Source organism: Geodermatophilus sp. URMC 62, from assembly GCF_052931475.1.
Genome location: NZ_JBRFHY010000001.1, coordinates 1,921,761 through 1,948,098, shown reverse-complemented (window position 1 = coordinate 1,948,098; position 26,338 = coordinate 1,921,761). Strand labels below are relative to the sequence as shown.

General features: G+C 76.6%; 28 protein-coding genes. 19 read left to right on the top strand and 9 right to left on the bottom strand.

Annotated features, from left to right (window positions below; translation table 11 throughout):
* Positions 1-108: 108 nt before the first annotated feature.
* From ACU616_RS09370 to ACU616_RS09360, 3 genes are all read left to right on the top strand, one after another.
* Positions 109-861 carry a sensor histidine kinase gene (locus ACU616_RS09370; protein WP_446758201.1) on the top strand — a complete coding sequence of 251 codons (753 nt, stop codon included), beginning with the start codon at positions 109-111 and terminating at the stop codon, positions 859-861.
* Positions 862-971: 110 nt separating this feature from the next.
* On the top strand, positions 972-1,832 hold the full coding sequence (locus ACU616_RS09365) for a manganese catalase family protein (RefSeq protein WP_446758200.1): 861 nt from the start codon (positions 972-974) through the stop codon (positions 1,830-1,832).
* A 98-nt stretch (positions 1,833-1,930) separates the two neighbouring features.
* Positions 1,931-2,197, top strand: coding sequence for a hypothetical protein (locus ACU616_RS09360; RefSeq protein ID WP_446758199.1), 267 nt, complete (start codon positions 1,931-1,933; stop codon positions 2,195-2,197).
* A 232-nt stretch (positions 2,198-2,429) separates the two neighbouring features.
* On the opposite strand, the gene ACU616_RS09355 is transcribed toward ACU616_RS09360, so the two are convergent.
* The 3 genes from ACU616_RS09355 to ACU616_RS09345 all read right to left on the bottom strand — a co-directional run bounded on the left by ACU616_RS09355 (position 2,430) and on the right by ACU616_RS09345 (position 5,443).
* Complete coding sequence (locus ACU616_RS09355; RefSeq protein WP_446758198.1) at positions 2,430-4,085, bottom strand: solute symporter family protein; 1,656 nt, start codon at positions 4,083-4,085, stop codon at positions 2,430-2,432.
* Complete coding sequence (locus tag ACU616_RS09350) at positions 4,078-4,494, bottom strand: DUF485 domain-containing protein (protein WP_446758197.1); 417 nt, start codon at positions 4,492-4,494, stop codon at positions 4,078-4,080. The genes ACU616_RS09355 and ACU616_RS09350 overlap by 8 nt, the downstream gene beginning before the upstream one ends.
* Before the next feature lie 379 nt (positions 4,495-4,873).
* Positions 4,874-5,443 carry a MarR family transcriptional regulator gene (locus tag ACU616_RS09345; RefSeq protein WP_446758196.1) on the bottom strand — a complete coding sequence of 190 codons (570 nt, stop codon included), beginning with the start codon at positions 5,441-5,443 and terminating at the stop codon, positions 4,874-4,876.
* A gap of 99 nt (positions 5,444-5,542) precedes the next feature.
* Here ACU616_RS09345 and ACU616_RS09340 point away from each other — a divergent pair, with 99 nt between their 5' ends.
* Both ACU616_RS09340 and ACU616_RS09335 read left to right on the top strand, forming a co-directional pair.
* Positions 5,543-6,103: a hypothetical protein gene (locus ACU616_RS09340; RefSeq protein ID WP_446758195.1), complete on the top strand. Its 561-nt coding sequence runs from the start codon at positions 5,543-5,545 to the stop codon at positions 6,101-6,103.
* A gap of 58 nt (positions 6,104-6,161) precedes the next feature.
* Entirely contained in the window at positions 6,162-7,376 is a 1,215-nt protein-coding gene (locus tag ACU616_RS09335) for an MBL fold metallo-hydrolase (protein WP_446758194.1), read from the top strand.
* A gap of 10 nt (positions 7,377-7,386) precedes the next feature.
* Here ACU616_RS09335 and ACU616_RS09330 read toward each other — a convergent pair whose 3' ends face one another.
* Positions 7,387-8,241, bottom strand: a complete 855-nt coding sequence (locus ACU616_RS09330; RefSeq protein WP_446758193.1) for an Fpg/Nei family DNA glycosylase — start codon at positions 8,239-8,241, stop codon at positions 7,387-7,389.
* 159 nt (positions 8,242-8,400) lie between these two features.
* Here ACU616_RS09330 and ACU616_RS09325 point away from each other — a divergent pair, with 159 nt between their 5' ends.
* Together ACU616_RS09325 and ACU616_RS09320 are read left to right on the top strand one after the other, a co-directional pair.
* On the top strand, positions 8,401-8,649 hold the full coding sequence (locus tag ACU616_RS09325; protein ID WP_446758192.1) for a type II toxin-antitoxin system Phd/YefM family antitoxin: 249 nt from the start codon (positions 8,401-8,403) through the stop codon (positions 8,647-8,649).
* Between the two features lie 5 nt (positions 8,650-8,654).
* Positions 8,655-9,026: a PIN domain-containing protein gene (locus ACU616_RS09320; protein ID WP_446758191.1), complete on the top strand. Its 372-nt coding sequence runs from the start codon at positions 8,655-8,657 to the stop codon at positions 9,024-9,026.
* Between the two features lie 48 nt (positions 9,027-9,074).
* Here the strand turns inward: ACU616_RS09320 and ACU616_RS09315 are convergent, their stop codons facing one another.
* From ACU616_RS09315 to ACU616_RS09305, 3 genes are all read right to left on the bottom strand, one after another.
* Entirely contained in the window at positions 9,075-10,583 is a 1,509-nt protein-coding gene (locus ACU616_RS09315) for a malic enzyme-like NAD(P)-binding protein (RefSeq protein WP_446758190.1), read from the bottom strand.
* A gap of 83 nt (positions 10,584-10,666) precedes the next feature.
* Positions 10,667-11,107 (bottom strand): SRPBCC domain-containing protein, encoded by a 441-nt coding sequence (locus tag ACU616_RS09310; RefSeq protein WP_446758189.1) that lies wholly within the window; start codon positions 11,105-11,107, stop codon positions 10,667-10,669.
* A gap of 40 nt (positions 11,108-11,147) precedes the next feature.
* A complete protein-coding gene (locus tag ACU616_RS09305) occupies positions 11,148-11,630 on the bottom strand; it encodes a DUF309 domain-containing protein (protein WP_446758188.1) in 483 nt (160 codons plus the stop codon).
* 169 nt (positions 11,631-11,799) lie between these two features.
* On the opposite strand from ACU616_RS09305, the gene egtA reads away from it, so the two are divergent.
* The 9 genes from egtA (at position 11,800) to egtE (ending at position 20,220) form a co-directional block, all read left to right on the top strand.
* Positions 11,800-13,137 (top strand): ergothioneine biosynthesis glutamate--cysteine ligase EgtA, encoded by a 1,338-nt coding sequence (gene egtA, locus ACU616_RS09300; protein WP_446758187.1) that lies wholly within the window; start codon positions 11,800-11,802, stop codon positions 13,135-13,137.
* Entirely contained in the window at positions 13,134-14,408 is a 1,275-nt protein-coding gene (gene egtB / locus ACU616_RS09295; protein WP_446758186.1) for an ergothioneine biosynthesis protein EgtB, read from the top strand. The genes egtA and egtB overlap by 4 nt, the downstream gene beginning before the upstream one ends.
* Positions 14,409-14,410: 2 nt before the next feature.
* Positions 14,411-15,100, top strand: a complete 690-nt coding sequence (gene egtC / locus ACU616_RS09290) for an ergothioneine biosynthesis protein EgtC (protein ID WP_446758185.1) — start codon at positions 14,411-14,413, stop codon at positions 15,098-15,100.
* 19 nt (positions 15,101-15,119) lie between these two features.
* The gene (egtD, locus tag ACU616_RS09285; protein WP_446758184.1) at positions 15,120-16,088 is read left to right on the top strand and encodes an L-histidine N(alpha)-methyltransferase; all 969 of its coding nucleotides are present in this window, start codon (positions 15,120-15,122) and stop codon (positions 16,086-16,088) included.
* Positions 16,089-16,159: 71 nt separating this feature from the next.
* Positions 16,160-16,975: a DUF4397 domain-containing protein gene (locus ACU616_RS09280; protein ID WP_446758183.1), complete on the top strand. Its 816-nt coding sequence runs from the start codon at positions 16,160-16,162 to the stop codon at positions 16,973-16,975.
* Positions 16,976-16,988: 13 nt separating this feature from the next.
* Positions 16,989-17,618, top strand: coding sequence for a class F sortase (locus tag ACU616_RS09275; protein ID WP_446758182.1), 630 nt, complete (start codon positions 16,989-16,991; stop codon positions 17,616-17,618).
* 59 nt (positions 17,619-17,677) lie between these two features.
* Positions 17,678-18,277, top strand: a complete 600-nt coding sequence (locus tag ACU616_RS09270) for an RNA polymerase sigma factor (RefSeq protein ID WP_446758181.1) — start codon at positions 17,678-17,680, stop codon at positions 18,275-18,277.
* Complete coding sequence (locus ACU616_RS09265) at positions 18,258-19,067, top strand: anti-sigma factor (protein ID WP_446758180.1); 810 nt, start codon at positions 18,258-18,260, stop codon at positions 19,065-19,067. The genes ACU616_RS09270 and ACU616_RS09265 overlap by 20 nt, the downstream gene beginning before the upstream one ends.
* Positions 19,068-19,089: 22 nt before the next feature.
* Positions 19,090-20,220, top strand: coding sequence for an ergothioneine biosynthesis PLP-dependent enzyme EgtE (gene egtE / locus ACU616_RS09260; protein WP_446758179.1), 1,131 nt, complete (start codon positions 19,090-19,092; stop codon positions 20,218-20,220).
* Here the strand turns inward: egtE and ACU616_RS09255 are convergent.
* Positions 20,217-21,596 carry an 8-oxoguanine deaminase gene (locus ACU616_RS09255; RefSeq protein WP_446758178.1) on the bottom strand — a complete coding sequence of 460 codons (1,380 nt, stop codon included), beginning with the start codon at positions 21,594-21,596 and terminating at the stop codon, positions 20,217-20,219. The two genes, egtE and ACU616_RS09255, sit on opposite strands and share 4 nt — an antisense overlap.
* Positions 21,597-21,697: 101 nt before the next feature.
* Between ACU616_RS09255 and ACU616_RS09250 the strand changes: the two genes are divergently transcribed.
* Genes ACU616_RS09250 through ACU616_RS09240 form a run of 3 tightly spaced genes read left to right on the top strand, consistent with a single transcriptional unit; the run spans position 21,698 to position 25,433 of the window.
* Positions 21,698-22,573 carry an FAD binding domain-containing protein gene (locus tag ACU616_RS09250; RefSeq protein WP_446758177.1) on the top strand — a complete coding sequence of 292 codons (876 nt, stop codon included), beginning with the start codon at positions 21,698-21,700 and terminating at the stop codon, positions 22,571-22,573.
* Positions 22,564-23,052, top strand: coding sequence for a (2Fe-2S)-binding protein (locus ACU616_RS09245; protein WP_446758176.1), 489 nt, complete (start codon positions 22,564-22,566; stop codon positions 23,050-23,052). The genes ACU616_RS09250 and ACU616_RS09245 overlap by 10 nt, the downstream gene beginning before the upstream one ends.
* Complete coding sequence (locus ACU616_RS09240; protein ID WP_446758175.1) at positions 23,049-25,433, top strand: molybdopterin cofactor-binding domain-containing protein; 2,385 nt, start codon at positions 23,049-23,051, stop codon at positions 25,431-25,433. The genes ACU616_RS09245 and ACU616_RS09240 overlap by 4 nt, the downstream gene beginning before the upstream one ends.
* A gap of 55 nt (positions 25,434-25,488) precedes the next feature.
* Here ACU616_RS09240 and ACU616_RS09235 read toward each other — a convergent pair whose 3' ends face one another.
* On the bottom strand, positions 25,489-26,232 hold the full coding sequence (locus ACU616_RS09235) for an SDR family NAD(P)-dependent oxidoreductase (protein ID WP_446758174.1): 744 nt from the start codon (positions 26,230-26,232) through the stop codon (positions 25,489-25,491).
* Between the last annotated feature and the right edge of the window lie 106 nt (positions 26,233-26,338).

The window sequence follows — 26,338 nt, the reverse complement described above, 5'->3', positions numbered from 1 at the left end:
CTGCCCACCAGCCTGGCGCCCAGCTCCGGCGTCGCTCGACCCCACGACCCTCCTCGTCCGTCCCGTCGCACCCGGCGGAGCTGACCGAGCGCACCCCTGGAGGTGCCCGTGACCCTGGCTCCCGACACCCTCGTCCCCGATCGGCCCGGCGGACTGCTCACCGACCTCGCCCGCGTGCTCCGCCTCCACCTGGCCCGCGCCGCCCGCGGCGCGCGGCCCGGGCAGGAGCCCCCACCCACGCCCGAGAGCGCGCTGCTGCGGGCGATGTGCCACGACATGCGCAGCCCGCTGGCCGCGCTCGAGGCCGTGCTGCGCACGCTGGACCGCGCCGCCCCCGACCCCGGCCCGGAGCGCGGTGAGCTGCTGGACCTGGCCCGCGCGCAGACCGCGCACCTGTCCTCGATGCTGCGCACCGCCGACGCCAGCGGCGGCGCCGTCCGGCGCGGCCCGTCCCGGCGGCTGCTCGGCGACGTCCTCCGCGCGTCGGCGGCCGCCGCCGGCCTGCCGGCCGACCGGCTCACGGTCGCGGTGCAGGACTGCGCCTGCGACGTCACCGTCGGCGACGCGCGGGTGCAGCGCATCCTCACGAACCTGCTGGAGAACGCCCACCGGCACGGTGAGGGCGCCCCGGTGCTGCTGATCGTGACCTGTCGCGCCGGGTGGGTCCGCCTGGCCGTCACCCAGGACGTCGGGCAGCCCGACCGGGTCGTGCAGTACCTGCGCGGGGACGCCCCGCCGGTCGACCTGACCGGGCTGGGCCTGTGGTCGGTGCAGCGGCACGCGCACGACCTCGGGGGGCACGTCGCCTGGGACTCCAGCGACGCCGGGCTCACGCTGACCGTGCAGCTGCCCGACCGCTGACGGACTTGGCACGAGGGGGCCAGGGGACGGCACGGGTGGGCCACCGGGCGCGGGCAGACCTCCGGTGTCACCGCAGTGGCGGCGACGCGACGACGCACCGAGGAGAGCCCGTGTTCACGCACACCCACGCCCTGCAGTACGAGGCCAAGCCCGACGGCCCCGACCCGGACTTCGCCCGCAAGATGCAGGAGATCCTCGGCGGCCAGTGGGGTGAGATGACCGTCGCCACCCAGTACCTGCTGCAGGGCTGGAACTGCCGGCTGCCCGGCAAGTACAAGGACATGCTGCTCTCGATCGGGACCGAGGAGCTGGCCCACGTCGAGATGATCATCACGATGATCGACCGGCTGCTCGACCACGTGCCGCTCAAGCCCGACTCGGCCGACCGCACCAAGGAGGCCGCCGCCGGCTACGGGCAGCACAACCCGCAGCACCTCATCCAGAACGGGCAGGCGGCGTCCTACATGGACAGCATGGGCAACCCGTGGACCGGCGCGTACGTCACCGCCAGCGGCAACCTGATGGCCGACTTCTACTACAACGCGACGGCGGAGATGCAGGGCCGGCTGCAGGTGGCCCGGATCTACAACATGACCGACGACCCCGGCGTCAAGGACATGCTGCGGTTCCTCATCACCCGCGACCACATGCACCAGCAGCAGTGGCTGGCCGCCGTCGAGCAGCTCAAGGAGGACGGCCTCGAGGGGCTGCCGGTGCCCGAGGCGTTCCCGCTGGACGAGGAGGTCGGCGACCTGGGCTACACGTTCATCCAGGCCTCCGACGGCCCCGAGGCCGCCAACGGCCGCTGGGCCTCCGGTCCCTCGATCGACGGCAAGGGCACCTTCCGCGCCGCGGCCATCGAGGCGACCGCCGACGCCCCGACGCTGCCCCCGGGCGACCCGCGGCTCTACAGCACCCCGCAGACCGAGGCCCACACCATGCTGCAGAAGGCCAAGGACCTCCTCAAGTGAGGCGCTGACCCGCTCTCCCGCGCCGTCGCCGCGCCGGTGGCCGGGCTCCTCGCAGCCCGGTCGCCGGCCGGCGGGCGCCTCTCCCCCCGGAGGTCCCCGTGCACCTGCCCGCTCCCGCCGTCCTGCTCACGGTCGTCTACGCCGCGGCCCTCGCGGTCGCCGTCGCCACCACCGTCACCGCCCCCGGCCCGCAGACCCTCGCCGGCCTGGTCGTCCTGGCCGCCCTGGTCGGCCGCTGGGCCGTCCGCCGCTCCCACCGCGCCACACCGACGACCGCGGCCGCCGTCCGCACGGTCGACGCCGCCCTGAGCGAGCCGGCGCTCGCCGTCGACCCGGCCCCGGCCCCCGCCGTCCGCACCGCCTGAGTCCCGCTCGCGACGATCAGGGGACCTGATCGTCGCGCGTCCTCCCTCACCGCCCACGGTCAGGGAGGACGCGCTGCGGTGCGGGAGGACGCCGCAGGCCGGCCGTGGACGCGCGAGGCGCGCGCCCCCGGGTGGGGGACGCGCGCCTCGGCTGGCGACGTGCGGGAACCGGCCCCCGTGCGGGGTCCCGCCGCGAGCCTGCGAGGGGCGGGACCCCGCACGGGGTCCTTCCTCAGTGCTGGACGGCCTTCTCCGCTCCGATGCCGGTGAGCGACCGGACCTCGAGCTCGGCGTTCTTGTCGAGGTCGGGCTTCTCCTTGGACAGGATCGTGCCCAGCCAGCCGAGGAAGAACGACAGCGGGATCGACACGATGCCCGGGTTGTTCAGCGGGAACCAGTGGAAGTCCACGTCCTGGAACAGCGACGGGGACAGCCCCGTGGCCGGGTTGACCGGCGCACCCGAGACGACCGGCGAGAAGACGATCAGCACGATGCAGGCGATCAGCCCGCCGTACATCGACCACAGCGCGCCCTGGGTGGTGAACCGCTTCCAGAACAGCGTGTAGAGGATGGTCGGCAGGTTGGCCGACGCGGCGACGGCGAAGGCCAACGCCACCAGGAAGGCGATGTTCAGCCCGGCCTGCAGCGCGAGGATGCCCAGCCCGATCGCGACCGCCCCGATGACCACGGCGGTGATGCGGGCGACCCGCACCTCGCCGTTGGGCGACACCTGCCCCTTCTTGATCACCGACGCGTAGACGTCGTGCGCGAAGGACGCCGACGCGGTGATGGTCAGGCCGGCGACCACCGCGAGGATCGTGGCGAACGCGACGCCGGCGATGATGCCGAGGAGCACCGTGCCGCCCAGCTCGAAGGCCAGCAGCGGGGCGGCGGAGTTCACGGCGCCGGGGGCGGCGAGGATGGTCTCCGGACCGACGAGCGCGCCGGCGCCGTAGCCGATCACCAGGCTGAACAGGTAGAAGATGCCGATCAGCCAGATCGCCCAGACCACCGAGCGACGGGCGTCCTTCGCCGTCGGCACGGTGTAGAAGCGCATCAGCACGTGCGGCAGGCCCGCCGTCCCGAGCACCAGGGCCAGGCCGAGGGAGACGAAGTCCAGCTTCGACGTGCCCGTCGCGCCGTACTGGGCCCCCGGGGCGAGGACGTCGCGGCCCTCCACGGCGTTCTCGACCGAGCCGCCGAGCAGCGCGGAGAGGTTGAACCCGAACTTCCCCAGCACCCACAGCGTCATGACGAGCGCGCCCGCGATGAGCAGGGAGGCCTTGATGATCTGCACGTAGGTGGTGCCGCGCATGCCGCCGACCAGCACGTAGACGATCATCAGCGCGCCGACGAGGACGACGGTCAGCGCCTGGGCCGCCTCACCGGTGACGCCGAGCAGCAGGGTCACCAGGCCGCCGGCGCCGGCCATCTGGGCCAGCAGGTAGAACAGCGACACCGCCAGCGTCGAGATGGCCGCGGCCGTGCGCACCGGCCCCTGCCGCATCCGGAAGGCCAGGACGTCGGCCATCGTGTACCGCGCCGTGTTGCGCATGAGCTCGGCGACCAGCAGCAGCGCCACCAGCCAGGCGACGAGGAAGCCGATCGAGTAGAGGAACCCGTCGTAGCCGTAGACGGCGATGGCCCCGGCGATGCCGAGGAACGACGCCGCCGAGAGGTAGTCACCGGCGATGGCCAGGCCGTTCTGGGTGCCGCTGATGTTGCGGCCGGCGGCGTAGTAGTCCGCCGCGCTGGCGTTGTTCCGGCTGGCCCGGAAGGTGATCACCAGGGTGATCAGGACGAAGACGCCGAAGATCGAGATGTTGATCGCCGGGTTGCCGATCGTCGCGGTGGCCCCGGCGTCGGCGGCGGAGACGGCGTCAGGCACGGGTGGCCCCCTCGCCCAGGTCGGCACCCGTGGTGCCGGCGCCGGGGGCGGAGCGGTGGCGGCCCGCGGCGTACTCGTGGTGCTCGAGCCGCTCACGCATCTCGTCGGCGATCGGGTCGGTGCGCCGGTTGGCGTGCGCCACGTACAGGTGGGTGATCACGAAGGTCGACACGAACTGCGCCAGCCCCAGCAGGATGCCGAGGTTGACGTTGCTGAAGACGCGGGTGGCCATGAAGTCCGGCGCGTAGGTCGAGAGCAGGACGTAGAGGAGGTACCAGGCCAGGAAGGCCACCGTCATCGGGAACGCGAAGCGCCGGAAGCGCCGTCGCAGCTCGATGAACTCCGGTGAGTCCTGCGCCTGCCGGTACTCCTCCGGCGTCAACAACCGCCGCTCGGCGGGTGGTGTCACGGGGTGCTCCCTCGTCGTCGTGGGCCACGGTCGAGATGGCCATGGTGTGAGCCCGCTCACCATAGCGGCCGGTCCGGTCCGATTGTGTACAACGGGATCAGACCGTGACCTGCGGACGGGACCGTGACCTGGGCTTACACCGGCCGTGACGCCCCGGTAGCGCACCGGCGCCGCACCGGGGCACGACCACGACGGGCACGCCCGCGGCACCGAGGGCGGGACGACGCCGGTGCCGGGAGGCGCCACGATCAGGGAACCTGATCGTGGCGCGTCCTCCCGCACCGCCCACGGTCGGGGAGGACGCGCTGCGGTGAGGGAGGACGCGCTGCGGTGAGGGAGGACGCGCTGCGGTGAGGGAGGACGTCGTCCCGGCGCCGGCTCAGGCCCCCTCGAGCTCCGCGCCGCACCCGGCGCAGACCGTCGGCGGCTCCTCGTCGGCGACCCGGCCGCAGACCGGGCACACCCGGTGCAGGAAGCAGGCCGACTCACCGCCCTCGTCGCGCCCGTCGTCCGGAACGACCGCCGGCCGGGCGCCCGGACGCACGGCGCCGGCCGCCGCGGTGAACTCGCCGATCGCCGCCAGCACGGCGTCGCGGCGCCCGGCGGGCAGCTCGCCGAGCGCGGCCCGCAGCTCTGCCAGCCGCAGCCGGTCGTAGCGGGCGAGGACGTCCTCGCCGGCGGGGGTGAGACGCAGGCTGACCGACCGCCGGCTGGTCGGGGACGGCCGCCGGTCGACCAGGCCGGCGGCCACCAGGCGGTCGACCAGCCGGCTGGTCGTCGAGACGCTCCCCCCGACGCCCTGGGCGAGGTCGGCCAGCGGCGCGTCGGGGCGCTCGTGCAGCACGGTGAGGGCGCGCAGCTGCACCAGCGACACCCCGCCGAGCTGCCCGGCCGCCCGGGTGGACACCCCGACGACGGTGCGGGCCAGCTCGACGAGCACCTCGTCCACGGGGACTCCCTGTGCGTTGCATTACGGCAACAGTTGGCGTCGCTCACACGTCGCGGGGTAACCGTACGGCACCGGATCCCGATGCCGAGGAGGACGAGCATGTCCCGCACGCCCCGCCGTCGCCCCGCCTGTCCCGCCGCGCTGGCCCTGGTCCTGGCGCTCGGCCCGTCGCTGGCCGCCTGCAGCACGGAGGAGCCGCTGTCCACGCCCGGACCCGAGGTCTCCGGCGGGGCGATCGGCCCGGACGAGGCGGTGACCGGCGACCTGTCCCTGCTGCAGGTCCAGCTCGAGTACCCGCTCGACGGCGCCTACGAGGAGGGCGAGGACGCCCGGCTGTTCCTCGGCATCGCCAACAGCGGCAGCACCGACGACGTCCTCGTCGACGTCACCGGGCCCTTCGCCGACGCCGTCGACGGGGACGGCGGGGAGTTCGCGATCCCCGTGGCCGCCGACGACAACGTCTACGTGGGCGCGGAGGGCGCCCCCACCATCACGCTGACCGGCCTGCGGGAGCCGCTGCGCTCCTCGCAGTCGATCCCGGTGACGTTCGTCTTCGCACAGGCCGGCGAGGTGACGATCGACGCCATGGTCGCCGCGGAGCGGCAGGACCCGACGCCGACCTACGACTTCCCGGACCCCGCCGAGGACCCGACCCCGTGACCCGCGACTCACCCGCGCCGGCGGCCGCCTCCGGGAGCCGGCTGGGATGCTGGGGGGCGTGCCAGCCGCCGCCCGCCGGACGCCGCTCCGCCGCGCCGTCCTGACCGCCGCCGCCCTCGCCGTCCCCGCGGGGTGGGTCGCCCGCGCCGCCTGGGGACTGCCCACCGCCATCGGCGCCGGCCGGCGGGAGATCCGCCCGACGGTGGCCGGCTCGCCGCAGTGGTCGGAGGGGCGCTTCCACAACACCCTGCCGACCCCGTCGGTGCCGCCGCCCAACGCCCGGCGCGGCCTGCTGCGCCAGTGGCACGACGACCGGCACGTGGGCCTCCCCGCTCAGCCCATCCCGCTGGCCCGCGCGGAGATCCCGGCTCAGGCCGGCGAGCTCGCCGTCACCTGGTTCGGGCACTCCAGCGCACTGCTGGAGGTCGACGGGGCGCGCGTGCTGGTCGACCCCGTGTGGGCGCACCGCGTCTCGCCGTCGCCGGTGTTCGGGCCGACCCGGCTGCACGAGCCGCCGGTGCCGCTGGAGACCCTGCCGCGGGTCGACGCCGTCCTGGTCAGCCACGACCACTACGACCACCTGGACCTGCCCACGGTGCGGGCGCTGGTCGAGCAGCAGGACGCGCCGTTCGTCGTCCCGCTGGGGGTGGGCGTCCACCTGCGGCACTGGGGCGTCCCCGACGACCGCGTCGTCGAGCTGGACTGGGACGGCGCGACGACGGTCGGCGACCTGACGATCACCTGCACCGAGGCGCGGCACTTCTCCGGCCGGTACCTGACCCGCGACACCACGCTGTGGTCGTCGTGGGTGGTGGCCGGCCCGCGGCACCGCGTCTTCTTCGGCGGCGACACCGGCTACACGCCGGCCTTCGCCGGGATCGGCGCGCGGCTCGGACCCTTCGACCTCGCCCTGCTGCCGGTCGGGGCCTACAACGAGGCCTGGCGGACCATCCACATGGACCCCGAGGAGGCGGTGCGCGCGCACGGCGACCTCGGCGGGCAGGTGCTGCTGCCGATCCACTGGGGCACGTTCAACCTGGCCTTCCACCGCTGGGCCGAGCCGGTGCAGCGCCTGCTGGTCGCCGCGGAGCGCTCCGACGTGCAGGTCGTCGTCCCCCGGCCCGGGCAGCGGGTCGACGTCCTGGCCCCGCCGCCGCTGGAGGACTGGTGGAGCGCCGTCGGGTCGGCCGGCCCGGACGCCCACGGCGAGGCCGGCCTCGGCAGCGCGGCGGTCGCCCGGCTGGCGGCCTGGCGGGCCTCGCGCGCGTCCTGACGGCGCCCGGCTACCGCAGCAGCTTCGACATCCGCCGGTCGGCCAGCGGCTTGCCGCCGGTCTGGCAGGTCGGGCAGTACTGCAGCGAGGTGTCGGCGAAGCTGACCTCGCGCACGGTGTCGCCGCAGACCGGGCAGGGCAGGCCGGTGCGGGCGTGCACCTGCAGGCCGGAGCGCTTCTCGGCCTTGAGCGTGGCCGCCGCCTGCCCCACCTGGCGCTCGAGCGCGTCGGTGAGCGTGGCCCGCATCGCGTCGTACAGGCCGACCAGCTCGGCGTCGGTGAGCCGGTCGGCCATCTTGAACGGCGAGAGCCGCGCGGCGTGCAGGATCTCGTCGGAGTAGGCGTTGCCGATCCCGGCGACGAGCGTCTGGTCGGTCAGGGCGCCCTTGAGCTGGCCGGACCGGCCGGCCAGCAGCCGGGCGAGGGCGTCGCGGTCGACGGCGAGGGCGTCGGGGCCGAGCCGGGCGATGCCGGGGACGTCGGCCGGCGTGCGGACGACGTACACGGCCAGCCCCTTGCGGGTGCCCTGCTCGGTGAGGTCGAAGCCGTTCCCGTCGTCCAGGTGCAGGCGCAGCGCCAGCGGCCCCTTCCCCGGCTTCGGCGGCGCGGTCGGCAGCCCGGTGCGCCAGTGCAGCCAGCCGGCGCGGGCCAGGTGGACCACCAGGTGCAGCCCCGAGACGTCGAGGTCGAGGAACTTGCCGTGCCGGGAGGCCCCGGTGACCTCCAGGCCGGACAGCGCCGACAGCGGCGGGTCGAAGGTCTTGAGCGCCTGCAGCGCGGTCAGGTCGGCGCGCGCGACCACCCGGCCGACGGCGTTCGCGCGGAGGAACGCGGCCAGCGCCTCCACCTCGGGCAACTCGGGCACCCGGCCATGATCCCCGCCCGGCCGCGTCCCCGCCGTCCTCCATCGTGTGCACTTCCGCGCGGGCCGCGTAACGGACACCACCCCGAGGGGCACGCCGCCGGCCCCGGATGGCCGCCGCGCGATACCACGAGCGGGTAGCACAAGTGCCACGGTGGTCCCGTGACGATCGTGGGGCTCCGTGAGCTGCGTCAGCAGGCGTCCGACCTCGTGCGCCGGGTCGAGGCCGGTGAGGAGGTCACCATCACCGTCGCCGGCCGCCCCAGCGCGCGGCTGGTCCCGGTCGCACCCCACTCCTGGCGCGAGTGGCGGGAGGTGGCCGAGCTGTTCGACGGCCCGTCCGACGAGGCGTGGGACGAGGACCGCGAGCGGGTCGACGGCGCCCTCACCGACCCGTGGGACCGCCGGTGAGAGCGGTGCTGGACACCAGTGTGGTCATCGCCTCGGACGTGAGCCCGCTCCCCGGCGAGCTGGCCGTCAGTGCCGTCACCGTGGCCGAGCTGCACTTCGGCGTCCTGGTGGCCGCCGAGCCCGCGATCCGCGCCGAGCGCCTGCGCCGCCTCAGCGTCGTCCAGCGCCGCTTCCAGGCCCTGCCCGTCGACGACTCCGTCGCCGCGAGCCACGGCCGGCTGGCCGCGGCCGTCGTGGCCGCCGGGCGGCGTCCGCGACCCCGGGCGATGGACCTGCTCATCGCCGCCACCGCACACGCCCACGGCGCCCGGCTCTACACCCGCAACGCCGCAGACCTCGTCGGTGCAGACGACCTGGTGGAGATCGTTCCCGTCTGACGACGGCGCCATCCGAGGACGGGAGCCGGCGGGGACGCGCGGAGCGGCTCAGCCGGTGAAGCTCGTCCGGTCGGTGACCTCGACGGTGGCGCCGGGCTCGGTCCGGGCCTGCTCGGCCACCGCCGCGGCCACGGCGGGCGTGACGGCGGGGTCGAACACGCTCGGGATGATGTAGTTGGCGTTGAGCTGGTCGTCGCGGACCACCGCCGAGAGCGCCTCGGCCGCGGCCAGCAGCATCCCGTCGCTGATCTCGGTGGCCCGGGCGTCGAGCAGGCCGCGGAAGACGCCGGGGAAGGCCAGCACGTTGTTGATCTGGTTGGGCAGGTCCGACCGGCCCGAGGCGACGACGGCGGCGTGCTGCCGGGCCCGCACCGGGTCGACCTCCGGCGTCGGGTTGGCCATCGGGAAGACCACTGCCCGCTCGGCCATGCCGGCCAGCGCCTCGACCGGCAGCACGTTGCCGGCGCTGACCCCGATGAAGACGTCGGCGCCGACCAGCGCGTCGGGCAGCTCGCCGCGGGTGCACGCGGGGTTGGTCTGCTCGGCGAGGGCCCGCTTGGCCGGGGAGAGCCGGTCGTCGTCCGGCGAGAGGACGCCCTCGCGGTCCCAGACCAGCACCTGCCCGGCGCCGGCCTCCAGCAGCAGGTGCACGATCGCCGTCCCCGCCGCGCCGGCCCCGGCGACGACGATCCGCACGTCGGGCAGCTGCTTGTCCACCACCCGCAGGGCGTTGCGCAGCGCGGCCAGCGCGACGATCGCCGTCCCGTGCTGGTCGTCGTGGAAGACCGGGATGTCGAGCTTCTCACGCAGCCGGGCCTCGATCTCGAAGCAGCGCGGGGCGGCGATGTCCTCGAGGTTGATCCCGCCGAAGCCAGGGGCGAGCAGCTCGACGGTGCGCACGATCTCGTCGACGTCCTGGGTGTCCAGGCAGATCGGCCAGGCGTCGATGTCGGCGAACCGCTTGAACAGCGCGGCCTTGCCCTCCATCACCGGGAGCGCCGCGCCCGGGCCGAGGTCGCCGAGGCCGAGCACCGCCGACCCGTCGGTGACGACGGCGACCGTGTTGCCCTTGATCGTCAGCCGGCGCACGTCCTCGGGGTGCTCGGCCAGCGCCAGGCAGACCCGCGCCACCCCGGGCGTGTAGGCCATCGACAGGTCGTCGCGGGTGCGCAGCGGGACCTTCGAGGCCACCTCCAGCTTGCCGCCCAGGTGCAGCAGGAAGGTGCGGTCGCTGACCTTGCGCACGGTCACGCCGGGGACGGCGCGCAGCGCGTCGACCATCTCCTCGGAGTGCGCGGCGTCGGCCGCCGAGCAGGTGACGTCGACGGTCAGCCCGTCGGACCGCGACTCGACGACGTCGATGGCGGTCACCGCGCCGCCGGCCTGGCCCACCGCGGTGGCGATGCGGCCGATCGACGCCGGGTCGCCGTCGGCGGTGAGCCGGACGGTGATCGAGTAGGACGCCGAGGTCACCGGCCCGCGCGGCGCGGCGGCCGGGTCACCTGGCGACGCGTCGCCTCCGGCAGGGGCGGGACCGGTGCTCGTGACGGTGCTCACGAGTCCCCATCCTGCACCCGGGGCGGGACCGGGGCGTGGTTGCGGTCACAGAGTTCGCAGCCGCCGGCCGTCGCAGCGGGTGCTCAGCCCGAGGCGTGCGCGGAGCTCGCCTCGGCGCGGGCCTTGATGCCGGCGCAGAACTGGCGGAAGGAGGGGTTGAGGTCGGGCGTCGCGCGCTCGGTCACCCAGGCCAGCGGCCCGGTCTGGTCCTCGCGGACGGTGAGCACCGTCGAGCCGTCCTCCTGCGCGTCGAGGCCGTACGTGCGCTCGATGACCGCCAGCCCGAACGGCAGCCCACCGCGCCAGCGCATGGCCTCCCGCGGCCGCAGCTCGGTGACGGTGACCGTGAAAGGCCGGCTGCGGATCGTGGTCGCGTAGATCGTGAGCCGCTCGCCGAGCGCCACCCGGCCCTCGACCCGGTCCAGACCGGAGTCCCAGTCCCGCCAGCTGGCGACGTCGACCAGGTGCCGCCAGACCTCCTCCGGGCTCGCGTCGATGCGCGTGACCGCCTCGTAGCTCCTCATCGTTCCCCTCCCGTGGGCCCGCTCCGCAGTCTGCTCCGCGTCAGCGGGCCGGGCCAGGGGCCGCCGGGCCGGCCCCGCGCAGCCGCGGCGGTTCGTCGCCCCGCGCCCGGCCGGGCTCCCGCGCCCAGGCCACCAGCCCGGGGACGTCGAGGCCGTGCGGCGGCGCCTGCGCGTAGGGCGCCACGTTGCCCGCGCCGCGCTCCAGCAGCCGGGCCGCGCCGCGGGCGTTGCCCCGGGCGGCGTGGGTCAGCCCGACGGCCAGCTGCGCCAGCCCCCGCCACAGCTGCCGCTCCGGCTCCGGCGCGGTCTTCCAGGCGTCCTCCAGCACCTCGTGGGCGTGGAAGGGACGGCCGGCGTCGAGCAGCCGCTGGGCCTCGGCCAGCGCCTCGTCCGGAGTCCGCGGCACGCCCTCCGGCGCCCGGTCCACGCCCTCGGCGCCGTGCGGCAGCGGGCGGCCGAGGGCGTCGCGGGGGCGGGCGTTGCGCGCGCGTCCCGCGGCGTCGCGGTCGCGGCGGACATCCACCGGGGCAGTGTCTCCCGAACACCCGGGGGGCGGCGCGGCCCGGTGACCCGCCGGGGGTTGTCACCGGGACCGTGGCGTGCGTGGATGGAGTCGAGGACGGCCGTGCAGGTCGCCCCCGCACCGACCCGCGGTCGACGTCGACCGGTCCGGACCTGGAGGGGGTGGGCACGTGCCGCCTGCCGTGGAGGAGCGCACCGCGCTCGACCTGGACACCGCCCTGGCCACCGTCGCCGACGTGGCGCTGCGCCCCGGGCCCCTCGGCCGGGTGGGTCTGGAGCTCGAGGCGCACCTGGTCGACCTCGACCGCCCGGCCGCGCGGGTGCCCTGGGGGCGGGTGACCGCCGCGCTGGCCGCCCTGCCGCCGCTGCCCGGGGGCAGCCGGGTCACGGTCGAGCCCGGCGGGCAGGTGGAGCTCTCCGGCCCGCCGGCGCCGGGCGCGGGCGCGGCGGTGGCCGCGCTGCGCGCCGACCGCGCCGTCGTCGCCGCGGCGCTGGCCGGCGCCCGGCTGGGCCTGGCGCCGGTGGGCGCCGATCCGCTGCGGCCGCCGGCCCGGGTGTGCCCGGCGCCGCGGTACCGCGCCATGGAGCAGCACTTCGCCGCCGTCGGCTGCGGCGGGCCGGGGACGGCCATGATGACGGCCACCGCGTCGCTGCAGGTCAACCTGGACGCCGGCCCGCCCGGCGGGTGGAGCCGCCGGGTCGCGCTGGCCCACCAGCTCGGGCCGGTGCTGGTGGCCGTGTCGGCGTGCTCCCCGCTGGTCGGCGGGCGCGCCACCGGCTGGCGCTCGTCGCGGCAGCAGGTGTGGGGCGCCCTCGACCAGGCCCGCTGCGGCCCGCTGCTCGGTGGCGCCGACCCGGCCGGCGAGTGGGCGGCCTACGCCCTGGCCGCGCCGGTGATGCTGGTGCGCGACCCGGACACCGGCGACGCCGAGCCGGTGCTCGGCCGCACCCCCTTCGCCGACTGGATCACCGGCACCGCCCCGCTGGCCGGGCGCCGCCCGACGGCGGCCGACCTGGACTACCACCTGTCCACGCTGTTCCCGCCGGTGCGGCCCCGCGGCTACCTGGAGATCCGCTACCTCGACGCCGCGCCCGAGCCGTGGTGGCCGGCGCTGGCCGCGGTCACGGCCGCGCTGCTCGACGACCCGGCCGCCGCCGACACCGCGGCCGACGCCACCACGCCGGTCGCCGGCGCCTGGACCCGCGCCGCCCGCGACGGCCTGGCCGACCCGCAGCTGCACAGCGCCGCGCGGCGCTGCCTGGCCGCGGCGCTGCACGCCGTCGACCCGTCCCTGCGCGACGACGTGGCCGCGCTCGCCGAGCTGGCCGAGCACGGCCGCAGCCCCGGCGACGCCCTGGCCGACGCCGCCCGCGCCGGCGGCCCCGCGGCCGCCCTGGCCGCCGCCACCGAGACCGCCGCCACCGAGACCGCCGCCACCGAGACCGCCGCCACCGAGACCGCCGCCCCCCAGACCCCTGCCACCGAGACCCCGGAGGTGCACCCGTGAGCACGACCGAGCAGCTCGCCCGCGACCTGGCGGCCGCCCGGGCGCGCACCCTGCTGCTCACCGACCACGACGAGCCCGAGCTGCTGCGCCAGCACACCCCCCTGCTCAGCCCGCTGGTCTGGGACCTCGCGCACATCGGCCAGCAGGAGGACCTCTGGCTGCTGCGCCGCGGCGACGCCCGCCGCCCGGGGCTGCTGCCGGCCGACGTCGAGGCGCTCTACGACGCGTTCACCCACCCCCGCGCGGTGCGGGCGCGGCTGCCGCTGCTGCCGCCGGTGGAGGCGCGGTCGTTCTGCGGCGAGGTCCGCGGGCGGGTGCTCGACCGGCTCGAGCGCCTCGGGGCGGACGACGACCCGTTCGACTTCGCGATGGTCGTCAGCCACGAGCAGCAGCACGACGAGACGATGCTGCAGGCGCTCAACCTGCGCGCCGGGCCGCCGCTGCTCGGCGCCGGGGCCCCGCTGCCGCCCGGCCGGCCGGGCGTGGCCGGCACGTCGGTGCTGGTGCCCGGCGGGGAGTTCGTGCTGGGCGTGGACGCCACCGACGAGCCGTTCTCCCTGGACAACGAGCGCCCGGCGCACGTCGTCGACGTCCCCGCCTTCCGCATCGGCCGGGTGCCGGTCACCAACGCCGAGTACGCGGCGTTCGTCGCCGACGGCGGGTACGGCGACCGGCGCTGGTGGTCCGAGCGGGGCTGGGCGCACCGGGTGGAGGCCGGGCTGGAGCGGCCGCAGTTCTGGAGCCCCGAGGGCACCCGCACCCGCTTCGGCGTCCTGGAGGAGATCCCGCCCGACGAGCCGGTCCAGCACGTCACGTTCTTCGAGGCCGAGGCCCACGCCGCGTGGGCCGGGGCGCGGCTGCCCACCGAGACCGAGTGGGAGAAGGCCGCCGTCTGGGACCCCGCCGCCGGGCGACGGCGCCGCTGGCCGTGGGGCTCGTCCGACCCGACTCCGGCGCTGGCGAACCTCGACGGCACCGCGCTGCGGCCGGCGCCGGTGGGCGCCTACCCGGCCGGCGCCTCGGCGTACGGCGCCGAGCAGCTGGTGGGCGACGTCTGGGAGTGGACGTCGTCGGACTTCACCGCCTGGCCGGGCTTCACGCCGATGCTCTACGCCGACTACTCCGCGCCCTTCTTCGGCGGCGACTACAAGGTGTTGCGCGGCGGGGCGTGGTCGGTGGCGTCGTCGATCCTGCGGCCGAGCTTCCGCAACTGGGACCACCCGATCCGCCGGCAGGTCTTCAGCGGCTTCCGGCTGGCCTGGGACGCCTAGGCGTGTGCCGCCACCTGGCCTGGCTGGGCCGGCCGCGCACGCTGGCCGCGCTGGTCCTCGAGCCGCCGTCCTCGCTGCTGGTGCAGTCCTGGGCGCCGCGCCGCCAGCGGTACGGCACGGTCAACGCCGACGGCTGGGGCGTGGGCTTCTTCGCGCCCGGCCGGGCGCAGCCGGCGCGCTGGCGCTCGGCCCGGCCGCTGTGGGGCGACTCGTCCTTCGCCTCGGTCGCGCCGGTGCTCTCCTCCGGGTGCGTGGTCGCCGCCGTCCGCTCGGCCACCGTCGGCATGCCGCTGGAGGAGAGCGCCGTCGCGCCGTTCACCGACGGCCGCTGGCTGCTGTCGCACAACGGCCGGGTCGACCGCGCGGTCCTGCCCGCCGTGCGCGACGCGGAGTCGACCGTCGACAGCGCGCTGCTGGCGGCCCTGGTGTTCGACCGCGGGCCCGAGCGGATCGGCGACGTCGTCCGCGAGGTGGGCGCCGCCGACCCGGGCGCCCGGCTGAACCTGCTCGCCGCCGACGGCACGCGCCTGCTGGCCACCACCTGGGGCGACACGCTCTCGGCCCTGGTCACCGACGACGGGACGGCGCTGGCCAGCGAGCCGTGGGACGACGACCCGTCCTGGACCGACGTCCCCGACCGCTCGCTGGTCGAGGTGACCCCCGACGGGCTGACCGTCACCCCGCTGACCTGACCCCGCACCGAGGAGCTCCGTGACCGACACCCAGGCCCGCCACCTCGCCCCCGACGACACCGCGGCCGCGCTGCGCGCCGACGCGCTGGCCGGGCTGACGTCGACGCCGAAGTCGCTGCCACCGCGCTGGTTCTACGACGCCCGCGGCAGCGCGCTGTTCGACGAGATCACCCGGCTGCCCGAGTACTACCCGACCCGCGCCGAACGGGCCGTGCTGGCAGCGCACGCCGGCGAGATGGCCGCGGCCTCGGGCGCCGACGTGCTGGTCGAGCTCGGCAGCGGCACCTCGGAGAAGACGCGGCTGCTGCTCACCGCGCTGCACGAGGCCGGGACGCTGCGGCGGTTCGTCCCCTTCGACGTCGACCCCTCGGTGCTGGAGGCGGCCGGCGCGGCGATCACCGCCGAGTACCCGGGCGTGGCCGTCGACGCCGTCGTCGGCGACTTCACCCGGCACCTGGGCCTGCTGCCCCGCTCCGGACGCCGGCTGGTGGCCTTCCTCGGCTCCACCATCGGCAACCTCGAGCCCGGCCCGCGGGCGGCGTTCCTGCGCGACCTGGCCGCCAGCCTGCAGTCCGGGGACTCCTTCCTGCTCGGCACCGACCTGGTCAAGGACCCCGCCCGGCTGGTGCGGGCCTACGACGACGCAGCCGGCGTGACCGCGGAGTTCAACCGCAACGTGCTGACCGTGCTGGACCGGGAGCTGGGCGCCGACTTCGACCCCGCCGCGTTCGACCACGTCGCGGTGTGGGACGCCGCGCACGAGTGGATCGAGATGCGGCTGCGCTCGCGGACCGACCAGGTGGTGCGGGTCGCCGCCCTCGACCTCGAGGTCCCCTTCGCCGCCGGTGAGGAGCTGCGCACCGAGGTGTCGGCGAAGTTCCGCCGCGAGCGGGTCGAGGACGAGCTCGCCGCGGCGGGCCTGCGCCTGACGCACTGGTGGACCGACCCCGACGGCGACTTCGGCGTCTCACTCGCCGTGCCCGGCTGAGAGGGGTGCATCCGGATCCGGGGGACCGCCGGAAGAGGAGGTGTCAGCACCCCCACACCCCGGAGGACCCCGTGACCCGGACCCGCACCCTCGGCCTCGCCACCGTCGCCGGCGCCGGCGCGCTGCTCGCCCTCGGCGCGACACCGGCCACCGCGGCCGACACCGCCACCGTCTCCGTCCTGCACGCCGTACCGGACACCCCGGTCGACGTCTACGCCAACGGCGAGCGGCTGATCGACGACTTCCAGCCCGGCACGCTCACCGACCCGCTGCAGCTGCCGGCCGGCTCCTACGACCTGGCGCTCTTCCCCGCCGACGCCGCCGACGGGTCGGGCGCGCCGCTGCTCGCGGCCGACGGCGTCGCGGTGCCCGCCGGCGCGAACGCCACCGTCGTCGCGCACCTCACGGCCGAGGGCCGGCCCGCGCTCACGCCGTTCGTCAACGACACCTCGGCGGTGCCCGCGGGTCAGGGCCGGGTCGTCGTCCGGCACGTCGCGGCCGCCCCCGCGGTCGACGTCCGGGCCGGCGGCCAGGTGGTCGCGCCGGACCTGGCCAACCCGGACGAGGCGACCCTCGAGGTGCCCGCCGGCACGGTCAGCGCCGACGTCGTCCTGGCCGGCACCGACACCGTCGCGATCGGCCCGGCCGACCTGACCGTCGCCGAGGGCGCCACCACGGCCGTCTACGCGTGGGGCTCCGAGGAGGCCGGCTACCAGCTGGCCGTCCAGATGATCGACGGCGCGGGCTCGGCGCCCTCCGGCGTCCCCGCCGGCACCGCCGGCCTCGCCGACGACGACGGCCTGCCGCTGCCCCTGCTCGGCCTGTCCGCGCTGGGCTTGGCCGGTGCCGGGCTGGCCGCCCGCCGGCTCGCCACGACCCGCGCCTGACGGGAGGACGACGGTGCGACCCGCCGCCGCCGGCGTGGCCCTGGGCCTGGCCCTCGCCGTGGGCGCGCCCACCGCGTGGGAGCTGACCCGGCCGCCGGCGACGGCGGGCGAACCGGTCGTCCAGGCACTGGGGACGCCTGCGGCCACGCCGACCCCCGGGGTGGACGTCCACGACGCCGCCCCCGCACCGCCCGCCGAGGTGACCGCGCCGGTGCGGCTGCAGATCCCTGCGCGCGGCGTGGACGCCCCGGTCGACGCGACCGGCGTCACTGCCGACGGGCAGATGGCGCTGCCCGGCGACGTCGGCCGGGCCGGCTGGTACCGCTTCGGCCCGGTGCCCGGTGCGCCCGGTTCGGCGGTGGTGGCCGGGCACGTGGACGACGTCGAGCAGGGCCTCGGCGCCCTCGCCCCGCTGCGGGAGGTGCAGCCCGGCGACGAGGTCCTGGTGACCGACGCCGCCGGCGCGGTGACCCGCTGGGTGGTCGCCGGGCGGGAGCTGCTGGACAAGCAGGCGCTGCCGGTCGACGTCCTCTTCCGCCGCGACGGGCCACCCCGGCTGACCCTGGTCACCTGCGGCGGGCCGTTCCTGCCCGACGTCGGCGGCTACCGCGACAACGTGGTCGTCGTCGCGGAGCCGGCGTGAGGGTCCTCGGTCCGCGGACCGGCGGCCCCGGCGGCCCGCGAACCCCTAGGGTCGAGCGGGTGACCACGGAGGCGACACCGGCCGCGCCGGACGCCGCCGGGCCGGACGACGACGAGGTCGGCCGCCGCTTCGCCGCGGGCGAGGAGCAGGCGCTGGCGTGGGCCTACGAGCGCTTCGCCGGGCAGGTCCACGGCATGGCGGTGCGCGCGTTCGGCCCCGGACCCGACGCCGAGGACGTCACCCAGCAGACCTTCGTCTCCGCCTGGACCGGCCGCGCCGGCTTCCGCCCCGAGCAGGGCCCACTGCCCGCGTGGCTGGTCGGGGTGGCCCGGCACAAGATCGCCGACGCGTGGGCGCGGCGGGACCGCCAGCGTCGCGCCGCCGAGGCCGCCCTGGCCGAGGCGCAGACCGCGCCGGCCACCGGCGCGGTCCCCGTCGACGCCGCCGTCGCCGACCGCGTGCTGCTGCTCGGCGAGCTGGACCGCCTCGGCCAGCCCCAGCGGGGGATCATCGAGCTGGCCTTCTTCGCCGACCTCACGCACTCGCAGATCGCCGAGCGCACCGGCCTGCCGCTGGGGACGGTCAAGAGCCACATCCGGCGCACCCTGGAGCGCCTGCGCGACCGGTTGGAGGTGGACGGTGCCGCACTGCACGCCTGAGGAGCTGGCGCTGGCCGCGCTCGGCGAGCCCCTCGCCGCCGACGACGCCGCGCACCTGGCCGGCTGCGCACGCTGCCGCGAGGAGGTCGCCCGGTTGCGCCGTCCGGTCCTGGCGCTGGCGCTGCCCGAGCTGGCCGACCCGGGACCACCCGTCGCCCCGCCGCCGGGGCTGTGGGCCGGCATCGCCGCGGCCACCGGGGTCGGCGCCGCACCCCGGCCCGACGTCGTCGCCGCGTCGGCCCCGCCCGCCGGCCCGGTGCCCGACGTCCCGCCCGTCCCGGTGCTCGGGCCCGCCGCCGGTGTCCCCGGCCCGACGCCCGCACCCGTGGTCCCGCTGCGCCCGCGCCGGAACCGAGTCGTGCTGGCCGCCGCGGCGTCGCTGGTGACCGGGCTGGTGATCGGCGCCGGCGTGGTGGCCGTTCGCGACCGCGACCCGGCGCAGCCCGCCGACACCGGTGTGCCGGTGGCGGCCGCCACGCTCGACCCGCTGGAGGGCAGCGGTGCCTCCGGCCGGGCCGCGGTGCTGGAGCGGCCCGACGGCACGCGGGTGCTGCGGGTCGAGCTGGACGCCGACGCCCCCCGGGAGGGCTACCTGGAGGCCTGGCTGCTCACCGAGTCGGTGTCCGGGCTCATCCCGCTCGGCGTCGCCCGGCCCGGCATCGAGGAGTTCGAGCTGCCCCCCGAGGTCGACATCGGGGAGTACCCGGTCGTCGACGTCTCGGTCGAGCAGCTCGACGGCGACCCGACCCACTCCGGCGACTCGGTGGCGCGCGGCCAGCTCGACACCTGACCCGCGTCGCTACCGTCGGGGCGTGACCGCGCTCGACGTGCTGCTCCCCCACGAGGACCTCGGCGACGCCTGGTTCGCCGCGCGCCCCCGGCCGGCCGGGCGCCACCTGGACACCGCCGCGTGCAGCCGGCAGAGCACCCGGGTGCTCGAGGCGGTGGCCCAGCACGCCCGGCACGAGGCCGAGCTCGGCGGGTACGTGGCCGAGGCGACCGCCGAGCACCTGCTCCAGCAGGGGCGCAGCGTGCTCGGCGGGCTGGTCGGGATGGCCGCGGCCGACGTCGTCTTCGTCGAGTCGGCGCAGGCCGCGCTCGCGGCGCTGCTGGGCGCGTGGCGGCTGCCCGCCGGGTCCCGGGTGGCCCGCCTGCCCGGCGAGTACGCGCCCAACGCCGCGATGCTGCGCGACGCGGGCCTCGCGGCGGTGCCGCTGGCCGTGGACGGCGACGGCCGGGCCGACGTGGCCGCGCTGGAACGGCTGCTGGCCGGCGACCCCCCGCGTCTCGTGCACCTGACCCACGTGGCCAGCCACCGCGGCGTCGTCCAGCCGGCGGCGGAGGTCGCGGCGCTGTGCCGCGAGCACGGGGTGCCGCTGGTGCTCGACGCCGCGCAGTCACTGGGGCACGTCGACGTCGACCTCGGCGCCGACGTCGTCTACTCGACCTCGCGCAAGTGGCTGGCCGGGCCGCGCGGGGTGGGCGTGCTGTGCGTGCGCCCGGCGGTGGCCGCGGAGCTGACGCCGGTGCTGCCCGCGCCGGCCGACCTGCCGCCGCTGCGCGCGCTGGAGAGCGGCGAGGCCCACGTGGCCGGCCGCGTCGGGCTGGTGCTCGCCGTCGGGGAGCACCTGGCCGCCGGCCCCGACCGGGTGCGCGCGCGGCTGTCCGCGCTGGGCCGGGCCGCGCGGACGGTGCTCGACGGCGCGGCCGGCTGGCGGGTGGTCGAGCCGCTCGACGAGCCGACGGCCACCACCACGCTGCGGCCGCCGGACGGCGTCGACGTCGTCGCCACCCGGGCGCGGCTGATCGGCGAGCACGGCATCGTCACGACCGCGGCGCTGCCCGAGCGGGCGCCGGAGGAGATGACCTCCCCCGTCCTGCGGGTGTCCCCGCACCTCGACGGCACCGTGGACGACCTCGAGGCCCTCGCCGCCGCCCTCTAGTCAGGCTCAGCCGCCTGGATACGCGCTGACGCCCGGCGGTGGACGGCGAGCTGCTCGCCCAGGCCCGGGTGCACCGGGACACCGTCCTCGACGACGAACCGCCCACCGACGACGGTGTGCCGCGCCGCCACCGGCCCGCAGCGCAGCCACGCCTCCACCGGGTCCGACAGGGCCCCGGCGAACGCGACGCCGGTCAGCGGCCACACCGCCAGGTCGCCGCACGCCCCGACCGAGAGCTGCCCGATCTCGCCGGCGCGCCCGAGGCAGGCCGCTCCGCCGCGGGTGGCGATCTCCAGTGCGTCGCGGGCGGTGAACGAGCCCGCGCCGTGCCGCAGCTTGCCCTGCAGCATCGCCGTGCGGGCCTCCAGCCACAGCGACGCGGCGTCCGCCGACGACGAGCCGTCCACGCCCAGCCCCACCGGCGCCCCGGCCGACCGCAGCTCGGCCACCGGCGCCAGCCCGCTGCCCAGCACCATGTTCGACGACGGGCAGTGCGCCGCCCCGACCCGCGCCGCACCGAGCCGGGCCACCTCGTCCGGCGAGGGCCAGACCACGTGCGCCAGCCAGACCCGGTCGCTCATCCAGCCGACGTCGGCGAGGTGGTCGACCGGGCGGCGGCCGAAGCGCTCCAGGCAGTACGCGTCCTCGTCCTGCGTCTCGGCCAGGTGCGTGTGCAGCCGGACGTCGAGCCGCTCGGCCAGCTCGGCGGTGCGGCTCATCAGCGCCGGCGACACGCTGAACGGCGAGCACGGCGCCAGCGCGATCCGGGTCAGCGCGTGCGGGGACCGGTCGTGGTGGGCGGCCACCAGGCGCTCGGAGTCCGCCAGGACCTCGTCGTCGTCCTGGACGACGGAGTCCGGCGGCAGCCCGCCGTCCTTCTCCGACAGCGACATCGACCCGCGGGTGAACTGCGAGCGGACGCCGAGGTCCTGCGCCGCGCGCACCTCGGCGGCGATCAGGTCGCCGGCACCGCGCGGGTGCACGTAGAGGTGGTCGGTCGAGGTGGTGCAGCCGGCCAGCGCGAGCTCGGTGAGCCCGACGTAGGCCGACACGTACGCGGCCTCCTCGTCCAGCCGCGCCCACAGCGGGTAGAGGGTGACCAGCCAGTCGAACAGCCCGCCGGTCAGCGCCGGGGCGTAGGAGCGGGTCAGGTTCTGGTAGAGGTGGTGGTGGGTGTTGACCAGCCCGGGCGTCACCAGGCAGCCGCGCGCGTCGACCGTGCGGACGGCGGCCGGCCGCGGGTCGCCCGGTCCCCCGACCCCGCTCACCACGCCTCCGGTGACGGCGACCCAGCCGCCGGCGAGCTCGCGGCGGTCGTCGTCGACGGTGGCCAGCAGGTCGGCGTCGTGCACGAGCAGGTCGGCAGTCGTCTCCACGGGCGCATCCTGCCCACGGGGGACCGACCGCGACGCGTGACCCCCCTGGAACGCAGCGGCGCTACCGTGGCCCTCCCCCGGTGCACCAGGAGGAGCGGCGCATGGAGTTCCTGCAGCCCACGACGTGGCGGGAGGCGGTCGAGGCGAAGGCCGCCTCCCCCGACGCGGTCCCGATCGCCGGGGGCACCGACGTCATGGTCGCGGTCAACTTCGGCCGGCTGCGCCCGCCGCGGCTGCTGGACCTCACCCGGGTCCCCGAGCTGCGGCAGTGGGACACCGAGGACGGCGTCGTGCGGCTGGGCGCCGGCGTCCCCTACGCCCGCGTCATCACCGAGCTCGGGAACCGGCTGCCCGGCCTGGCGATGGCCGCCCGCACCATCGGCTCGCCGCAGATCCGCAACCGCGGCACCGTCGGCGGCAACCTGGCCACCGCCTCCCCGGCCGGCGACGCCCACCCCGCGCTGCTGGCCGCCGGTGCCGAGGTCGAGGTGGCGAGCGTCCGCGGCACCCGCCGCATCCCGGTCGCCGACTTCTACCGGGGCGTCAAGCGCTCCGCGCTGGCCGGCGACGAGCTGATCGCGGCCGTCCGGATCCGCCCCCCGAGCGGCCCGCAGCAGTACAGCAAGATCGGCACTCGCAACGCGATGGTCATCGCCGTCGCCGCGTTCGGGCTGGCCCTGCACCCCGACCGCCGCGCCGTCGGCACCGGCATCGGCTCGGCCGCGCCCACCCCGCGCCGGGCACCCGAGGCGGAGGAGTTCCTCGCCGGCGAGCTCGACGGGCTCTGGGAGTCCCGCGCCGAGCTGCCGGCGGCCACCGCGGCCCGCTTCGGCGAGCTGGTCGCCGGGGCCGCCGCCCCCATCGACGACGTCCGCGGCACCGCCCGCTACCGCGTCCACGCGCTGTCGGTCATGGCCCGCCGCACGCTGACCTGGGCCTGGGCCGAGTACCGGGAGGGAGACCGCACGTGCGCCTGACCTGCACCGTCAACGGCACCGAGCAGCAGGTGGACGACGTCTGGGAGGGCGAGAGCCTGCTCTACGTGCTGCGCGAGCGGATGGGCCTGCCCGGCTCGAAGAACGCCTGCGAGCAGGGCGAGTGCGGCTCGTGCACCGTCTACCTCGACGGGCTGCCGGTCTGCGCCTGCCTGGTCGCCGCCGGGCAGGCGGAGGGCCGCGAGGTCGGCACCGTCGAGGGGCTGGCGGGGGAGGACGGGCTGCACCCGGTGCAGCAGGCCTTCCTCGACGCCGGCGCCGTCCAGTGCGGCTTCTGCACCCCCGGCCTGCTGGTGGCCACCGACGACCTCCTCGCCCGCGCGCGGGCCGAGGGGCGCAGGCCCGAAGACGCCGAGATCCGCGAGGCGCTGGCCGGGAACCTCTGCCGCTGCACCGGCTACGAGAAGATCCTGGACGCCGTCCGGCTGGCCGCCGACCGCACGGCGGAGGAGGCGCGATGAGCAGCCCCACCCGCACCCCCAGCGGCGCGCCCGCGCACCTCACCGGCCCCGGCGGCGGGCGGGTCGGCGACGACGCCGCCCGGCCCGACGGCGTCCTCAAGGTCCGCGGCGAGTTCGCCTACGGCAGCGACCTGTGGACCGACGACATGCTGTGGGGCGTCACGCTGCGCAGCCCGCACCCCTACGCGCGCATCCGCTCGATCGACGTCGGCCCGGCGCTGGCCGTCCCCGGGGTGTACGCCGTCCTCACCTCCGACGACGTGCCCGGCGAGAAGGTCTACGGCCTCGAGCTGGCCGACCAGCCGGTGCTCGCCCTCGACGTCGTCCGCTACCAGGGCGAGCCGGTGGCGCTGGTCGCCGCCGACCACCCCGAGACCGCCCGCCGGGCCGCGGCGCGGATCGCCGTCGACTACGAGGTCTGGGAGCCGGTCACCGACGCCCGGACGGCGCTGGGGCACCCGACACCCGACCACCCAGACACGTCCCCACCCAGGGACCGGGTGCACGACGCCCCGGCCGAGGTCACCGAGCTGAGCCGGGAGAGCGCCCACCTGCACCCGCACGGCAACCTGGTGCGCCACCTCAAGGTGCGCAGGGGCGACCCGGACGCCACCGCCGACGTCGTCGTGGTCGGCGAGTACGAGGTCGGCATGCAGGACCAGGCGTTCCTCGGCCCCGAGTCGGGGCTGGCGGTGCCGGCCGAGGACGGCGGCGTCGACCTGTACGTGGCCACCCAGTGGCTGCACGTCGACCAGCGGCAGATCTGCGCGGCGCTGGGCCTGCCGCCCGAGCGGGTCCGGCTGACCCTGGCCGGGGTGGGCGGCGCGTTCGGCGGCCGCGAGGACCTCTCGATGCACGTGCACGCCTGCCTGCTGGCGCTGCGCACCGGGCGGCCGGTGAAGATGTCCTACAACCGCGAGGAGTCCTTCCTCGGCCACGTGCACCGGCACCCGGCCACCATGCGCTACGAGCACGGCGCCACCCGCGTCGGCGACCTGGTGTACGTGAAGGCGGCGATCTACTTCGACGGCGGCGCCTACGCCTCCAGCACCCCGGCGGTCGTGGGCAACGGCGGGACGATGGGCGTCGGCCCCTACGTCGTCCCGAACGTGCACGTCGACTGCTACGGCGCCTACACCAACAACCCGCCGTGCGGCGCCATGCGCGGGTTCGGGTCGGTGCAGACCGCCTTCGCCTACGAGGCGCAGATGGACGCGCTCGCCGCCGAGCTCGGCATGGACCCGGTCGAGCTGCGCTGTCGCAACGCGATGGAGGAGGGCTCGCCGACCCCCACCGGCCAGGTGATCGACAGCCCGGCGCCGGTGGCCGAGCTGCTGCGCCGGCTGCAGGCCATGCCGCTGCCCGCGCCGCCCACCACCCTCGACCTGCGCGACCTGCCCGGCGGGGTCTCCAACACCACCCACGGCGAGGGCGTCCGGCGCGGCGTCGGCTACGCCGTGGCGTACAAGAACGTCGCCTTCTCCGAGGGCTACGACGACTCCTCCACTGCCCGCGTGCGGCTCGAGGTGGCCGGCGGGGAGCCGGTCGCCACGGTGCACACCGCGGCCGCCGAGGTCGGCCAGGGCCTGGTCACCGTCGAGCAGCAGATCGTGCGCACCGAGCTCGGCGTCGACGCCGTCGTCGTCCACCCCAAGGACACCGGCGTCGGGTCGGCCGGCTCCACGTCGGCGTCCCGGCAGACCTACGTCACCGGCGGCGCGGTCAAGGCCGCCTGCGAGGCGGTGCGCGCCCGGGTGCTGGAACGGGCCGCGGAGCTGACCGGCCGCCCGGCCGGGGACCTGCGGCTCTTCGACGGCGCCGTGGTGGCCGAGGGCCTGCAGCTGCCGCTGGCCGACGTGCTCGGCGACGAGGCGGTCGAGGAGACCCTGGAGTGGCGGCACCGGCCCACCGAACCGGTCGACCCCGAGACCGGGCAGGGCTTCGCGCACGTCCAGTACGCCTTCTCCGCGCACCGGGCGGTGGTCGACGTCGACACCGAGCTCGGGCTGGTCAAGGTCGTGGAGATGGCCTGCACCCAGGACGTCGGCAAGGCGATCAACCCGCAGGCGGTGATCGGGCAGATCCAGGGCGGCACCGCGCAGGGGCTCGGCCTGGCGGTGATGGAGGAGATCCTGGTCCGCGACGGCCGGGTGCAGAACCCGTCGTTCACCGACTACCTGATCCCGACCGTGCTCGACGTGCCGCCGATGCGCATCGAGGTGCTGGAGTGCGCCGACCCGCACGCCCCGTACGGCCTGCGCGGGGTGGGCGAGGCGCCCAACATCTCCTCGGGGCCGGCGGTGCTGGCCGCGATCCGCGCCGCGACCGGCCTGCCGCTGCGCCGCGTCCCCGTCCGCCCGGAGCACGTCACCAGGACCTGAGCGTGTGCGCCGACGCCGCGCTCCGCGCACGCGAGTGCGGCGTCAGCGCACACGCTCAGCCGGCGATCCCCGCGAGGCGGTCCATCGCGGTGAGCACCCGGTCCTGCAGGTCGCGGTCCTCCAGGGCGCGCGGCGTCCGCGCCGGGCGCCGGCCAGCCGTGTAGCCGCCGCGCCAGTCGCCGGCCGCGGCCAGCGCCACCCGCGCGCCGCCGTCCTCGACGTCGCCCGGTGCGCCCGCCGAGGCGAGCTTGGTGCGCACCCACCCCGGGTCGACGGCGCCCACCCGCAGCCCCGGCAGGCGGCGGGCCCAGCCCAGCGCCAGGACGACGTCGAGCGCCTTGGAGTCGGCGTAGGCTCGTTCGGGCTCCCGCGGGCTGCCGAGGTCGTCGGGGTCGACGCGCCCCGAGCCGACCATCCCGCTGCCGAGGAACACCAGCCGCTCGCGCACCCGGTCGCGCAGCAGGGCGGTGAGCAGGTGCGGCGCCAGCGCGTTCACCGCGAACGCGAGCTCGTGGCCCTGCCGGCTCGGCGGCGCGCCCTCGTCGGGCCAGACGCCGGCGTTGTGGACGAGCACGTCGACGTCCCCCACCTGCCCGGCGAGTGCGCGCACCTCGTCGAGGTCGGCCAGGTCGCCGGTGACCAGCCGGACGTCGCCGAGCCGGCCGAGCTCCTCGGCGACCGGTTCGCCGCGCGCCTCGCTGCGGGCGTGCAGCACGACGGTGTGCCCCTCGCCGAGCAGCCGCCGCGCCGCCGCGCGCCCGATGCCGTCGGTGGAGCCGGTGATCGCGATGGTCGCCATGGTGCGGGCCCTACCCGCGAGCGGTGGCCGCCCACCGGTGCTGCAGGGCCACCACGGGACCGCCCTGGGACCGCACGGCGAGGTCGGGCAGGTCGAACGCGTCGGT